Source organism: Kitasatospora sp. NPDC043950 (genome assembly GCF_056435345.1).
In genome coordinates this window covers 1-14,143 of record NZ_JBWKER010000070.1, presented here as the reverse complement: position 1 = coordinate 14,143, position 14,143 = coordinate 1, and the positions used below count along the sequence as shown (strand labels likewise).

Here is a 14,143-nt window from a genome sequence, read left to right as displayed (position 1 = left end):
CCTTCCCCCATCCCCCCCCCTCCCCCCCCCCCCCCCCCCCCCCCCCCACCCCACCCCCCCCCCCCCCCCCCCCCCCCCCCCCCCCCCCCCCCCACCGCCGTTTCGTCATGATTCGCCGTGCCGCCGGGCGACGGAGGCCGGGCCCGTTGCGGGGTCCTCCTCGTCCCGGTGGGGCCGGTGCGGCAGGATGTCCGGCATGACGTCGAGCGATCGTGACGAATCCGCAGGGCCGGCCGGGCCCGGCGACGCCGCAGGACCGGTCGGGCCGGCCGTCGCCACGGCCGCGCCGCCGGTCAACACCGTGGTCGTCCCGGCCGACGAGGACCCGGTGGCGGCGGCCGGCAGCGAGGTGATCGGCGGCCCGCCCGGCCGCCGGGCGCTGCTGGGCGTCTCCTGGTGGATCCCGGCGCGCTTCCTGGCGCTGGCGGTGATCGTGATCTCGGTGCTCGGCATGGTGCAGAAGGCGCCCTGCTACAACCAGGCCTGGTTCCAGCCGGGTTCGCCGCAGTACATCCACGCCTGCTACAGCGACATCCCGCACCTGTTCTCCGGCCGCGGCTTCTCGGCCGGGCTGCACCCGTACGTGGACCGCGTCCCGGGCACCTCGGGGGATCTGCAGTACCTCGAATACCCGGTGCTGACCGGCCTGTTCATGCAGGTCGCGGCCTGGCTGACGCCCGGCGCCGGCACCGCGCAGGACCAGGAGCGGTGGTTCTGGGCGATCAACGCGGGGCTGCTGATGGCCTGCGCGGTGGTCGCCGTGGTGGCGCTCTCGCGCACCCACCGCCGCCGCCCCTGGGACGCCCTGCTGTTCGCGCTCGCGCCCGTCCTGCTGCTGAACGGCACGGTCAACTGGGACCTCCTCGCGGTCGCGCTGGCCGCCGTGGCGATGGCCTGGTGGTCCGGCTCCCGGCCCGGCTGGGCGGGTGTCTTCATCGGCCTGGCCACCGCGGCCAAGCTCTACCCGGTGCTGCTGATCGGCCCGCTGCTGGTGCTCTGCTGGCGGGCCGGGAAGTGGCGCGAGTTCCGGGTGATGCTGGCCGGCGCGGCCGGCTCCTGGCTGCTGGTCAACCTGCCGATCATGGCGGCCAACTGGCAGGGCTGGTCGACCTTCTACGTGTTCAGCAAGCACCGCGCCGAGGACTACGGCTCGTTCTGGCTGATCCTGATGCAGAGCCGGGGCACGGGGCTGGCCGACCTCGACCTCTACATCGGTGTGCTGATGGTCCTCGGCTGCCTGGCCATAGCGTGGCTCGGCTTCTCGGCGCCCCGCCGCCCGCGCTTCGCGCAGCTGGCCTTCCTGGTGGTCGCCCTGTTCGTGCTGGTCAACAAGGTGTACTCGCCGCAGTACGCGCTCTGGCTGCTGCCGCTCGCGGTGCTGGCCCGGCCGCGCTGGCGGGACTTCCTGATCTGGCAGGCCTGCGAGGTGCTGTACACCCTGGGCATCTGGTCCCACCTGGGCTTCGTCACCGGGCCCAAGCAGCACGGGATCGGCGAGGCCTGGTACCACTTCGCGGTCGTGCTGCACCTGCTGGGCACGCTCTACCTGGTGGTCATGGTGGTCCGCGACGCCCTGCAGCCGGACCGCGACCCGGTGCGCTGGGACGGCAGCGACGACCCGTCGGGCGGGGTGCTCGACCGGGCCCCGGACGTGTTCGTGCTCGGCACCGCCCGGACGCTGCGCGAGGAGGAGAGCTACGCCGGATACGCGCCGGCCGGCTCCGAGCAGTGGCTGGACGAGCCAGGACTGCCGGAACCGGCCGAGAAGGCGTAGGCGCTCACGGGCGCTTCGGTCGCTCTAGCGGTCCACCACGCGGTCGAAGTGCGTGGTGGTGTGCCGGACCTGGAGGCCGAGCTCCTCGCCGATCGCGGGGGGCTTGGTCTCGCCGTCCAGGAACAGTAGTGAGACCTGCATGTGCGGCGGCTCGGCGAACCAGAGCTGCTTGCCGGCCCAGTGGAACGGCGACTTGGTCTTGTTGACGGTCGCCAGGCCGGCCCGGGCGATGCCCTTGGCCCGGGAGGCCATGGTCTGCACGTACTTGGGCGCCTCCAGGCCGATGCCGTGCGCGGTGCCGCCGGCCACCACCACGATGTGGCCGTCGGCCGGCGCCGGGTGCTGGCGGTAGCCGTAGCGGTCGCCCTTCTTCACCGGGGTGACGTCCAGCACCGTGGCCCGGACCTCCAGCGCACCGTGGTCGCCCAGCCAGAGCCGGGTGCCGATCCGGGCCCGGAAGACGATGTCCGGGTAGCGCTGGGCCAGCTGCTCCATGCCGGCCGCGCCGAGGTGGCTGACGTACACGGTGTGCACCGGCACCCCGGCCGCCCGGGCGGTGTCCACCCAGTGGACGACCTCCTCGGTCGGGCTGGAGCCGTCCGGCCGGTCCATCGGCAGGTGCAGCGCCAGGCCCTCGAAGGCGACGCCGTCCAGCTCGGCGGCGACGGCCGTGAGGTCGGCGGCGCTCACCCCGTGGCGGCGCATGGAGGTCATGCACTCCACCACCACCCGGGCGCCGCGCAGCGCCCGCAGCGCGTCCAGGTTCGCCACCGTCCGGATCACCCGGGCGTGCGGCAGCGGCAGGACCTCCTCGCCGACCCGGTACGGGGTGAGCACCAGCAGCTCGCCGCCGTACCACTCGGCGGCGTCGGCCGCCTCGTACGCGGTGCCGACGGCCAGCACACCGGTGCCCAGCAGCGTCGCCTCCTCGGCCAGCCGGTGGTTGCCCAGGCCGTAGCCGTTCCCCTTGGCGACCGGCACCAGGCCGGGGAACTCGGCGAGGACGGAGCGCTGGTGGGTGCGCCAGCGTTCGGTGTCGAGGTAGAGCGACAGCGTCATCGGGTCAGCCTCCTCAGCGGCGGGACATGTAGAGGTCGAGGGCCTTGTGCAGCAGCTTGTTGAGCGGGAAGTCCCACTCGCCGAGGTACTCGGCGGCCTGGCCGCCGGTGCCGACCTTGAACTGGATCAGGCCGAACAGGTGGTCGTTCTCGTCCAGGGTGTCGCTGATGCCGCGCAGGTCGTAGACGCCGCCGCCGAGCGCGTAGGAGTCGCGCATCATCCGCCACTGGATCGCGTTGGACGGCTTGACCTCGCGCTTGTGGTTGGCCGAGGCGCCGTAGGAGTACCAGACGTGCTCGCCGACCACCAGCATCGTGGTCGCGGCCAGCGGCTCGCCGTCGTGGTAGGCGATGTAGAGCCGCATCCGGTTCTGGTCCTCGGCGGTGAGGGCCTTCCACATCCGCTGGAAGTAGGACAGCGGGCGCGGGGTGAACTTGTCGCGCTCGGCGGTCACCAGGTAGAGCTGGTGGAAGATCGGCAGCTCGTCGTAGCCGCCCTGGTACACCTCGACGCCGCTCTTCTCGGCCTTCTTGATGTTGCGGCGCCAGAGCTGGTTGAAGTTCTTGTGGATGTCGTCCAGCGAGCGGTTGGCCAGCGGCACCTGGAACACGTAGCGCGGCTGGACGTCGCCGAAGCCGGCGCCGCCGTCCTCGCCCTGCAGCCAGCCGGCCTTGCGCAGCCGGTCGGCCACCTCGAAGGCGCGCGCCTCGTACCAGTCGGCCTCGACGTCGCGCAGGCGCTTGGCCTGCTTGCCGGCGATGGCCTCCTTGATGGTGGGGGCGTTCCAGCGGCGGATGACGATCGGCGGGCCCATCTTGACCGAGAACGCGCCCTGCGACTTGAGGTGGGCGAGCATCGGGGAGAGCCAGCGGTCGAGGTCCCGGTCGAACCAGTCGATGACCGGGCCCTCGGGCAGGTAGGCGAGGTAGCGCTTGAGCTTGGGCAGCTGCCGGTAGAGCACCAGGCCGGCGCCGACGAGCTGGTTGGCCTCGTCGAACCAGCCGATCGACTCCGAACGCCACTCGGCCTTCACGTCGCCCCACGACGGCACCTGCATGTGGCTGGCCGAGGCGCGGCTCCTGATGAAGGCGAGGTGCTCCTCGCGGGTGATCGTCCTCAGGCGCAGGCTCATTGCTCGGTGCTCCTCGTCGGTCGGGCTGCGGTGGGCCCAGGTTCTCGGGCTGACCCTATCGTCCGGGGCCCGGGCGCCCGCCGCTGCGGGCGCGACGGCGCCCCCGTCGCGTACCTGTCTCCTTGCAGATACGCCACGGGGGCGCCGAGGGTTCCGGAACGGTGCGACCGGGGCGGCTCAGCCCCAGAGGCCGCCCCGGGCGATGCCGAGGTAGAAGCCGATGGCGGAGGCGCCGAGCGTGATCATCAGCACGAAGCGCTCGGCCGTGGTGACCGAGACGAACATGCCGAGCAGCCCCGTGATGATCCCGAACAGACCGGTCCACGAGGTCAGCAGGTGCAGGTTGTGGAAGAACGAGGTGGTGAAGGCGATCACGCCCAGCACGGCGGTGAGGCCCACCAGGGCGTTCTCGCGGGGGTGCGGGTGGCCGTCGGTGTTCAGTGTGAGCGCGGGCATGCGGTGGACGGACTGGGCCATGAGTCCCACCTCCTGGCGTGGAGACGAACGGGCAGGAATCCCGTTCCGTCCAGATTGCGGCGGTTGGGCCGGTCTCACAACCCCTATGCGTTTTGTTCGGCCGTCCGGGTGCGGGTAGGCTGTGCCGTCTGCACTGGTGTAGTTGTGCCCCCTTGCGCCCTCTTCCGGGCGACCACCCCGTCGGGTGAGCGGGGCCCGATTGTCGGACCCGGCCGCTACGGTGGCCGGTGTCGTCACTGCTCCGGTGCCGACGCTGCACAACCCTCCTGCCACGGAGAGACCGTGGCCGTTGAGTCCAAAGGAGGTGGGTTACCCATGCGTCACTACGAGGTGATGGTCATCCTCGACCCCTCGGTCGAGGAGCGCGCTGTCTCCCCCCTGATCGAGAACTTCCTCACCGTCGTCCGGAACGCCGGCGGCAAGGTGGAGAAGGTCGACACCTGGGGTCGTCGCCGTCTGGCTTACGAGATCAACAAGCAGTCCGAGGGCATCTACTCGGTCATCGACCTGAAGGCCACGCCTGAGGTCGTCAAGGAGCTCGACCGCCAGATGGGCCTGAGCGAGTCGGTTCTGCGGACCAAGGTCCTGCGCCCGGACACCCACTGAGCCACCTCTGAGGCCTTCGGGTCTCGGGTAGCTCGCGTCCGCTGTTTCACGTGAAACAGCGGTGAACGGACATCTTCCCGAGAGGTCATCACCACCATGGCAGGCGAGACCGTCATCACCCTCGTCGGCAATCTCGTCGACGACCCCGAGCTGCGCTTCACCCCGTCGGGTGCGGCGGTCGCGAAGTTCCGTATCGCGTCCACCCCCCGCACCTTCGACCGTCAGACGAACGAGTGGAAGGACGGCGAGAGCCTCTTCCTCACGTGCAACGTCTGGCGGCAGCCGGCGGAGAACGTGGCCGAGTCGCTGCAGCGCGGCATGCGCGTCATCGTGCAGGGCCGACTGCGCCAGCGGTCTTACGAGACCAAGGAAGGCGAGAAGCGGACGGTCTTCGAGGTCGAGGTCGACGAGGTCGGCCCGAGCCTGCGCTCGGCGACCGCGAAGGTCACCCGGGCCAACCGGTCCGGTGGCCCCGGCGGCTCCGGTGGCGGCTTCGGCGGCCAGCAGGGCGGCGCCGGTGGCCAGCAGGGCGGCTGGGGCGGCGGTGGCGGCCAGCAGGGCGGCGGCAGCTGGGGTGGAAACTCCGGCGGCGGCGGCCAGTCCGGCCCCTCCGACGACCCGTGGGCGTCCAGCACTCCGTCCGGCGGCCAGCAGGGCGGCGGCAGCTGGGGCGCCCCGTCCGGTGGCGGCTTCTCGGAAGAGCCCCCGTTCTAAGAGCTGACAGATTTCGTGCGGCCCGGCCGCCGGCGTCCTGAGGACGCCGGCCGGGCCGTGAACCCCAAATGGAGCACACAATGGCGAAGCCGCCTGCTCGCAAGCCGAAGAAGAAGGTTTGCGTCTTCTGCAAGGACAAGGTCAACTACGTTGACTACAAGGACACGAACCTGCTGCGGAAGTTCATCTCCGACCGTGGCAAGATCCGTGCCCGCCGGGTCACCGGCAACTGCACCCAGCACCAGCGTGACGTCGCCACGGCCGTGAAGAACAGCCGTGAGATGGCGCTGCTGCCCTACACCAGCACCGCGCGCTAAGAGAGGGTGACCAAGTAATGAAGATCATCCTCACGCACGAGGTGCCGGGTCTCGGCTCCGCCGGCGAGGTCGTCGAGGTCAAGGACGGCTACGCCCGCAACTACCTGGTTCCGCGTGGCTACGCCATCCGCTGGACCAAGGGCGGCCAGAAGGACGTCGACGCGATCCGTCGCGCCCGCAAGATCCACGAGATCCAGACCCTTGAGGCCGCCAACGAGGTCAAGGGCAAGCTCGAGGGCGTCCAGGTCAAGCTGGCCGTTCGCTCGGGCGACGCCGGCCGTCTGTTCGGTTCGGTGACCCAGGCCGACGTCGTGGAGGCCATCAAGGCCGCCGGCGGCCCGGCCGTGGACAAGCGCGCCGTCGCGATCGCCTCGCCGATCAAGACCGTGGGCACCCACAAGGTCTCGGTCAAGCTGCACGCCGACGTCCAGGCCAACCTCGACGTCGCCGTCGTCGCTGCCTGAGTTCCGTAGCAGTGGCCTGAGGGCCGGACTCCTCCGGGAGTCCGGCCCTCGGTCGTGTTCCGGCGCGTTCGGTGCTGGAGCATTCGCTGCCGGCGCCCTCGGCCCCGGCGCCGTCAGCCCCGGACGGCCCCGGTGACCAGCCAGCGGCCGCCGCGCGCCCGCCCGACCAGGAAGGCCGCGCGGACCAGCATGAACAGGTTCATCGCCCACCACAGTCCGGCCAGCCCGGTGCCGGTGGCCGGCACCGCGATCGCCGCCGGGGTGAACACCGCCAGGGTCGCGATCGCCGCCCAGGCCAGGTAGGGGCCGTCCCCGGCGCCCATCAGCACCCCGTCCAGCACGAAGACCAGGCCGGCGACCGGCTGGCTGAGCGCGAGCAGCAGCAGGGCGGTGTCCAACTGCCCCTGCACCGCCGGATCGGGCGTGAACAGCGGGACGTACAGCGGGCGGGCGGCCACCACCAGCAGTCCCAGCAGCACGCCCGAGCCGATGCCCCACTCGACCATCCGGCGGGTGGCGGCCCTGGCGCCCGGGACGTCCTCGGCGCCCAGGTAGCGGCCGATGATCGCCTGGCCGGCGATCGCGATGGCGTCCAGGGCGAAGGCCAGGAAGCTGAACAGCGTCATGGTGATCTGGTGCGCGGCCACCTGGTCGTCGCCCAGCCGGGCGGCCACCGCAGTGGCGATCATCAGCACCGCGCGCAGGCTGACCGTCCGGACCAGCAGCGGACCGCCCGCCCTCGCACTGGCCCGGATGCCGGCCGCGTCCGGCCGCAGCGAGGCGTGCTCGCGCCGCGCCCCGCGCACCACCACGACCAGGTAGACGGCGGCCATCCCGGTCTGCGCGAGCACGGTGCCCCAGGCCGAGCCGGCCACCCCGAGCCCGGCGCCGTACACCAGGCCGGCGTTCAGGCCGATGTTGGCGGTGAAGCCCGCGATCGCCACCAGCAGCGGCGTGCGGGTGTCCTGGAGGCCGCGCAGCACGCCGGTGGCGGCCATCACCATGAGCATCGCGGGGATGCCCAGGGCGCTGATCCGCAGGTACGTCACGGCGTAGGGGGCGGCGGTCTCCGAGGCCCCCAGGACGTCGGCCGCCCAGGGGGCCAGCAGCACGGTGAGCAGCACCACCGGGACGGCCAGGCCGAGGGCGAGCCAGATGCCGTCGACGCCCTGCTGGACGGCGCCGCGGCGGTCCCCGGCACCGATCCGGCGGGCCACCGCCGCGGTGGTGGCGTAGGCGAGGAAGACGAACACGCCGGTCGCGGTGGACAGTGCGGCGGCGGCGACGCCGACCCCGGCCAGCTGCGGGGTGCCGAGGTGGCCGACGATCGCCGAGTCGGCCATCAGGAACAGTGGTTCGGCGACCAGCGCGCCGAAGGCCGGGACGGCCAGTGCGAGGATCTCCCGGTCGTGCCGGCGTCTGGAGGGGGTCGGGGCTGCGGGAGGGGCGGTCATGGGCTCCAGGCTACTCATCCACAGGTAATGACTGCTAGTGGCAGTTGGCCATTACTCGAATTCTTGAGCGAGGCGCTCGGCCCGCTTCGCGCCCGCGGGCGTCCGGCTGCGTGTGAAGAATTTCTCATGCACAGGCCCGGTAAGAGGTAATACCTGGTCAACAGGTTGACGGTGGACAGATGGTCTGGTTATCCACAGGGCCTTCCACAGGGGCGTCCACAGCTTTGCGGCACTTCTCCACAGCCCAGGGCCGCTCGTCCACACCCCCTGTGGATAACCGCCTTGGCTGAACGGCTCCCGGCGCCTTAGCGTGGGCCCTCCGCCCGACACTCCCGCCCGCCCCGGCGTCCGATTTGTCGGTGCCGTGGCGTACAAAGAGGAGCGGCTCCGCTCCACCCAGCCACCGGCAAGGCCCGCTCCAACTCGCACCACTCGCTGATCGGGGAACACGCGTGACCGGCCCCCAGTACGACGACCACGACGCCCCGCCGCCGGAGGAGGACTGGCAGCCCGCCGAGGACCCCTTCCCGGCCGGCGCCTTCGACGACGCGTCCTTCCCCGACGGGCCCGGCGACCGGCTCCCGGTCTCCCGCAGCCGCTCCGGCCAGGGCGGCGGCCGGGAGGGCAACCGGGACGGCGGCGGTCGCGAGGGCGGCTTCCAGAAGGGCGGCAAGGGCGGCCGGAGCGGCTCCCAGCGCGACGGTTCGCAGAGCGGTGGCGGCGGCTGGCAGCGCCGCGACGACGAGGGCCAGGGCGGCGTGGACGGCTTCGAGCGCGTCCCCCCGCAGGACCTCGCGGCCGAGCAGTCCGTCCTCGGCGGCATGCTGCTCTCCAAGGACGCCATCGCCGACGTGGTCGAGGTGCTCAAGCCGGCCGACTACTACCGGCCCGCGCACGAGATGGTCCACGGTGCGATCCTCGACCTGTACGCCCGCGGCGAGCCGGCCGACCCGATCACCGTGGCCGGCGAGCTCACCAAGCGTGGCGAGCTCCAGCGCGTCGGCGGCGCCTCCTACCTGCACACCCTGGTCAACTCCGTCCCGACCGCCGCCAACGCCGAGTACTACGCCCAGATCGTCCACGAGCGCGCCGTCCTGCGCCGTCTGGTCGAGGCCGGCACCCGGATCGCCGGCATGGGCTACGCGGCCGAGGGCGACGTCGACGAGATCGTCAACGCCGCCCAGGCGGAGATCTACGCCGTCACCGAGCAGCGCACCAACGAGGACTACGCGCCGCTCGCCGACATCATGGAGGGCGCCCTCGACGAGATCGAGGCGATCGGCTCCCGCAACGGCCAGATGTCCGGCGTCCCGACCGGCTTCGCCGACTTCGACGCGCTCACCAACGGCCTCCACCCCGGCCAGATGATCGTGATCGCGGCCCGCCCCGCGATGGGCAAGTCGACGCTGGCGCTGGACTTCGCCCGCGCCTGCTCGATCCAGAACAAGCTGCCGAGCGTGATCTTCTCGCTCGAAATGGGCCGCAACGAGATCGCCATGCGCCTGCTGTCCGCCGAGGCCCGGGTCGCGCTGCACCACATGCGCTCCGGGAACATGACGGACGACGACTGGACCCGCGTCGCCCGCCGGATGCCCGACGTCAGCGAGGCACCGCTGTTCATCGACGACTCCCCGAACCTGTCGATGATGGAGATCCGGGCCAAGTGCCGCCGGCTCAAGCAGCGCAACGACATCAAGCTGGTCGTCATCGACTACCTCCAGCTGATGCAGTCCGGCGGCTCCCGCCGGGCGGAGAACCGCCAGCAGGAGGTCTCCGACATGTCGCGAAACCTGAAGCTGCTGGCCAAGGAGCTGGAAGTCCCGGTCATCGCGCTCTCCCAGCTGAACCGTGGCCCCGAGCAGCGCACCGACAAGCGGCCGATGGTCTCCGACCTGCGCGAGTCCGGCTCGATCGAGCAGGACGCCGACATGGTCATCCTGCTCCACCGTGAGGACGCCTACGAGAAGGAGTCCCCGCGCGCCGGTGAGGCCGACCTGATCGTCGCCAAGCACCGTAACGGCCCCACCGCCACCATCACGGTGGCCTTCCAGGGCCACTACTCGCGCTTCGTCGACATGACCCGGGACTAGGAGCGGCCGGGGGGCATCGGGGGGCCTCGTCCGACCGTCACCGAGGCGAACGCATCAGTGTGATGAGCTACTGTCCGTGCGGTGAAAACGATACGACAGCTGTCCGCCCGCCGGGCCGGGGGAAGCAAGCAGGCTCGGGCGGGCGGGTCGGCCAGTCGGCTGGGCTGGCTCGACGCGCTTCGCGGCGTGGCCGCCCTGGTGGTGGCGCTCCACCACTTCGACGTCCTGAAGATGCTGCCGGACGGGGTGGCGTCCTTCATCTGGTGGCACGCGGACCTGGGCCTCTACGGCGTCATGCTGTTCTTCCTGGTCAGCGGTTACATCATCCCGGCCTCGCTGGAGCGCCGCGGGGACGTGCGGGCGTTCTGGATCGGACGGATCTTCCGGCTCTGGCCGCCGGTGATCATCGGTATCACGGTGGCGCTGGCCATCATCCCGAAGGGCGACGGCTCGGTCGCGCTCTTCGCCACCGATCACGACCTGATCTACGTGGCCGCCAACTCGACCATGCTGCAGGACTTCATGGGCGTCTGGAACGGCCTGGGCGTCATGTGGACCCTCAGCTACGAGATGGTCTTCTACTACATGGTCACCGCGCTCTTCACGGTCGGCCAGCACCGCCGCAGCGGCCCGATCGCGGTCGGCTTCGCCGGCGTGGCGCTGCTCTTCGGCACCTCCATCGCCTCCCACACGCTGACCAGCGACATCACCTCGACCCGCAACCTGGTCTGGGGCTCCGTCCTGATCGTGCTGTTCGGCTTCGCCTGCGTGCTGAGCGGCCGGCCGAACCTGACCCGGGTCGGGGCGATCACGCTCGGTCTGCTGGGCTTCGTGCTGATGTACAACAACAGCCGGGCCCCGATGTTCGAGACCCTGATGATCTTCGCGACGATGTTCGCGGGCACCGCGATCTACCGGGCCGAGAACCGCCAGATCGACCGCCTCCAGGCGATCCTGTGCTGCGGCTTCGTGGTCGTCGCGGGGGTGGCCGTCGCCTGGATGTACAACCGTGACGGCATGGAGCAGAACACCTGGACGGCCGGCTGGATGGCCTGGGCCGGCTCCTACCTCGGGGCCTGGATCACGTTCGGCATCGGCATGGCGCTGCGCAAGCGCCGCTTCCCGAAGCCGCTCACCTGGCTCGGCGGGATCAGCTTCTCGCTCTACCTGCTGCACGTCCCGCTGGTGCACACCATCCAGCCGCTGCTGCACGTGCCCAAGGTGCCGCCGACGACCGGCGGCAAGCTGATCTGGACGGCCGAGTACCTCGTCGTAATCATGCTGGCGAGCTGGGTGATGTACCGGCTGGTGGAGCTGCCCGTGCAGAAGCTGGGCCGCAAGGTGGCCAAGGCGGTCGAGCGCCGCTGGCCGGGCGGTGCCCCGCAGCCGGCGGTCGCCGCGTCGATCGGGGTGCCCGCGACCGGCGAGGCCGCCGGGGCTGTTCCGGCTCAGTCCGGGGAGAAGGGCCAGGGCGGGGGCCAGGATCAGGAACAGGTGCCGGTCGAGGTCGGAGCCGGCGGCCCGGGGCAACGGGTCGGCTGACCGCCGCACGGACACACCGAGGGCTCGCCTCCCACTGGGGAGGCGAGCCCTCGGCGCGTGGCCCCCGGGCGCCGTCAGACGGTGACGGTGGCGCGGAAGAGGGTCGTGGCGGTGCCGGACAGCCGGGTGGGGGTGCCGGTGGCGGGGAGGAAGGCCGACCGGCCGCGGGCGAGGTCCAGGGTGCTGCCGTCGGCAGCGGTGAGCCGGGCGGTGCCCTCGGTGCAGAGCAGGATCTGCGGGGCGCGGCCGTCGATCTCGCGGTCCCGGCCGTCCAGGACGAAGCGGGAGAGCCGGAACTCGTCGATCGGGACGGGGTAGAGCTCCTCGCCGGCGGTGCCGTCGACCGGGCGGGGGTGCAGCAGCTCGGGGGCGCCGGCCTCGAAGACCAGGACCTTCAGCAGCTCGGGCAGGTCGATGTGCTTGGGGGTGAGGCCGGCCCGCAGCACGTTGTCGGAGTTGGCCTGGAGTTCGACGCAGGCACCCGCCAGGTAGGCGTGCGGCACGCCGGCGTCCAGGTAGAGCGCCTCGCCGGCCCGGAGCCGGAAGTGGTTGAGCAGCAGGGCGGCGATCAGGCCGCGGTCCTCCGGGAAGTCCTCGGCGATCCGGGCGTACGGCCCGTAGTCGCCGGCCGGGTCGGTGCGGGCCAGGGCCTCGGCCGTCTCCCGGACGGTCTCCTCGGCGGCCTTCCCGTCCATGGTGAGGATGGCGGCCAGCGTGCCGCGCAGCGCCTCGGCCTCGTCCTCGACGGCCAGCAGGTCGATCAGCGGGCCGAGCCCGGGCACCGCGAGCCCGGCCATCAGCCCGGCCGCCTCGGCGGGCCGCCGGAAGCCGCAGAGCCCCTCGAAGGCGCCCAGCGCGCAGACCATCTCGGGCTTGTGGTTGGCGTCGCGGTAGCTCCGCTCGGGGGCGTCCAGCGGGACGCCGAGGGCGTTCTCGGCGGCGAACCCGGCGCGGGCCTGCGCGATCGTGGGGTGGGCCTGGATGGACAGCGGGATGCCCGCGGTCAGGATCTTGAACAGGAACGGCAGGGTCGGACCGAACCTGGCGACGGTCGCGGCGCCGAGCTCGCCCTCGGGGTCGGCCGCGATCAGCTCGTCCAGCCGGCGGGGCCCCTCGCCCCGGTCGGCCCGGGACGGGTCGCCGGGGTGGGCGCCCATCCACAGCTCGGCCTGCGGTTCGCCGGTCGGCTCCTGCCCGAGCAGTTCGGGCAGGGCGGTCAGCGACCCCCAGGCGTACGGGCGGACGGTGTTGATGAGCCTGTCCATGCGCGCGGTCCTACTCCTTCGCTGGGTGGCGGGTGTGCCGGATCGTCGGGGCAACGGGCCCGGCGGTGCGGGGGGCCGGGCACGGGCAAGGTCATCGACCCTAGCCGACCGGTGTCGCCCGCGAGGAAACGACGGGTACCGGAGGGGAGTGCCCTGGCCGGACCGGTGGTTCCCGGGCGCGGTAGTAGGATGCCAGGACGCAGTAGTCTCCGCCCTGCACAGCAGTTTCCACCGTGGTCACCCCGTCGGCGGGCTGCCGGCGGAGCCGCGTTCCAGAGTGCGGGCGATGGTGTTCTGACACTCCCCGCCATCGGCCGAGAGGTTTGTACGTGACCGTGAACCAGCAGAGTTTTGCTGATCTCGGCAGGGTCCTGGTGATCATTCCGACCTACAACGAGGCGGAGAACGTCGAGCGGATCGTCGGCCGGGTGCGGGCGGCGGTCCCCGAGGCCCACGTGCTGGTCGCCGACGACAACAGCCCCGACGGCACCGGCGAACTGGCCGACAAGCTGTCCGCCGAGGACCCGAACGTGCACGTCATGCACCGCAAGGGCAAGGAGGGCCTGGGCGCCGCCTACCTCGCGGGCTTCCGTTGGGGCATCGACCACGGCTACGACGTCCTGGTCGAGATGGACGCGGACGGCTCGCACCAGCCCGAGGAGCTGGACCGACTGCTGGGCGCGCTGCGCGGCGCCGACCTGGTGCTGGGCTCGCGCTGGGTGCCGGGCGGCCGGGTGGTGAACTGGCCGAAGTCGCGCCTGCTGCTCTCCCGCGGTGGCTCGACCTACTCGCGGCTGGCGCTGGGCGTGCCGATCCGGGACGTCACCGGCGGCTACCGGGCGTTCCGCAAGGAGACCCTGCTGGGCCTGGGCATGGACGAGGTGGCCTCGGCCGGGTACTGCTTCCAGGTCGACCTGGCCTGGCGCACGGTGAAGGCCGGGTTCAAGGTGGCCGAGGTGCCGATCACCTTCGTCGAGCGCGAGCTGGGCGCGTCCAAGATGAGCCGCAACATCGTGGTCGAGGCGCTGTGGCGGGTGACCGCCTGGGGCGTCTCCGACCGGCTGGCCCGCCTGCGCGGCGCGGTCAAGCGCTGACCTCCACGACGTAACCGCCCGGGGCCCGTCCGTCGTCACGACGGACGGGCCCCCGGCCGTTGCCGTTCCCCGTGGCAGGCCGCACACCACCCCCGGGCCCAGTCCTTTTTACTCTAGTTGTGACTCAGGCGGTTGGCGCGTCTCCCCCGGTGGGT

13 protein-coding genes are annotated in these 14,143 nt (G+C 71.6%); 8 read left to right on the top strand and 5 right to left on the bottom strand.

The annotated features are described in order from the left end of the window. Window positions 1-196: 196 nt before the first annotated feature. Complete coding sequence (locus tag AC07BF_RS33300; protein WP_363579859.1) at window positions 197-1,774, top strand: glycosyltransferase family 87 protein; 1,578 nt, start codon at window positions 197-199, stop codon at window positions 1,772-1,774. 24 nt (window positions 1,775-1,798) lie between these two features. Here AC07BF_RS33300 and AC07BF_RS33295 read toward each other — a convergent pair whose 3' ends face one another. The 3 genes from AC07BF_RS33295 to AC07BF_RS33285 form a co-directional block, all read right to left on the bottom strand. Further along, window positions 1,799-2,833, bottom strand: coding sequence for an alanine racemase (locus tag AC07BF_RS33295; protein WP_363579858.1), 1,035 nt, complete (start codon window positions 2,831-2,833; stop codon window positions 1,799-1,801). Between the two features lie 13 nt (window positions 2,834-2,846). Beyond that, on the bottom strand, window positions 2,847-3,965 hold the full coding sequence (locus AC07BF_RS33290) for a lipid II:glycine glycyltransferase FemX (RefSeq protein WP_063348484.1): 1,119 nt from the start codon (window positions 3,963-3,965) through the stop codon (window positions 2,847-2,849). Between the two features lie 177 nt (window positions 3,966-4,142). After that, on the bottom strand, window positions 4,143-4,442 hold the full coding sequence (locus AC07BF_RS33285) for a hypothetical protein (RefSeq protein ID WP_063348485.1): 300 nt from the start codon (window positions 4,440-4,442) through the stop codon (window positions 4,143-4,145). 315 nt (window positions 4,443-4,757) lie between these two features. Between AC07BF_RS33285 and rpsF the strand changes: the two genes are divergently transcribed. The 4 genes from rpsF (at window position 4,758) to rplI (ending at window position 6,543) form a co-directional block, all read left to right on the top strand. Continuing rightward, window positions 4,758-5,048 carry a 30S ribosomal protein S6 gene (gene rpsF / locus AC07BF_RS33280; protein WP_063348486.1) on the top strand — a complete coding sequence of 97 codons (291 nt, stop codon included), beginning with the start codon at window positions 4,758-4,760 and terminating at the stop codon, window positions 5,046-5,048. A gap of 96 nt (window positions 5,049-5,144) precedes the next feature. After that, on the top strand, window positions 5,145-5,762 hold the full coding sequence (locus AC07BF_RS33275) for a single-stranded DNA-binding protein (RefSeq protein WP_363579857.1): 618 nt from the start codon (window positions 5,145-5,147) through the stop codon (window positions 5,760-5,762). A gap of 80 nt (window positions 5,763-5,842) precedes the next feature. Next, window positions 5,843-6,079 carry a 30S ribosomal protein S18 gene (gene rpsR / locus AC07BF_RS33270; RefSeq protein WP_030304537.1) on the top strand — a complete coding sequence of 79 codons (237 nt, stop codon included), beginning with the start codon at window positions 5,843-5,845 and terminating at the stop codon, window positions 6,077-6,079. Between the two features lie 17 nt (window positions 6,080-6,096). Further along, window positions 6,097-6,543, top strand: a complete 447-nt coding sequence (gene rplI, locus AC07BF_RS33265) for a 50S ribosomal protein L9 (RefSeq protein ID WP_063348488.1) — start codon at window positions 6,097-6,099, stop codon at window positions 6,541-6,543. A gap of 113 nt (window positions 6,544-6,656) precedes the next feature. Here the strand turns inward: rplI and AC07BF_RS33260 are convergent, their stop codons facing one another. Beyond that, window positions 6,657-7,997: an MATE family efflux transporter gene (locus AC07BF_RS33260; protein ID WP_363579856.1), complete on the bottom strand. Its 1,341-nt coding sequence runs from the start codon at window positions 7,995-7,997 to the stop codon at window positions 6,657-6,659. A gap of 452 nt (window positions 7,998-8,449) precedes the next feature. Between AC07BF_RS33260 and dnaB the strand changes: the two genes are divergently transcribed. Further along, window positions 8,450-10,087: a replicative DNA helicase gene (gene dnaB / locus AC07BF_RS33255; RefSeq protein WP_363579855.1), complete on the top strand. Its 1,638-nt coding sequence runs from the start codon at window positions 8,450-8,452 to the stop codon at window positions 10,085-10,087. Between the two features lie 81 nt (window positions 10,088-10,168). Beyond that, window positions 10,169-11,629, top strand: coding sequence for an acyltransferase family protein (locus tag AC07BF_RS33250; RefSeq protein ID WP_478334331.1), 1,461 nt, complete (start codon window positions 10,169-10,171; stop codon window positions 11,627-11,629). A 74-nt stretch (window positions 11,630-11,703) separates the two neighbouring features. On the opposite strand, the gene manA is transcribed toward AC07BF_RS33250, so the two are convergent. Then, complete coding sequence (manA, locus tag AC07BF_RS33245) at window positions 11,704-12,894, bottom strand: mannose-6-phosphate isomerase, class I (protein ID WP_363579853.1); 1,191 nt, start codon at window positions 12,892-12,894, stop codon at window positions 11,704-11,706. Window positions 12,895-13,223: 329 nt separating this feature from the next. Between manA and AC07BF_RS33240 the strand changes: the two genes are divergently transcribed. Next, on the top strand, window positions 13,224-13,988 hold the full coding sequence (locus tag AC07BF_RS33240) for a polyprenol monophosphomannose synthase (protein WP_363579852.1): 765 nt from the start codon (window positions 13,224-13,226) through the stop codon (window positions 13,986-13,988). The last annotated feature ends 155 nt before the right edge of the window (window positions 13,989-14,143 follow it).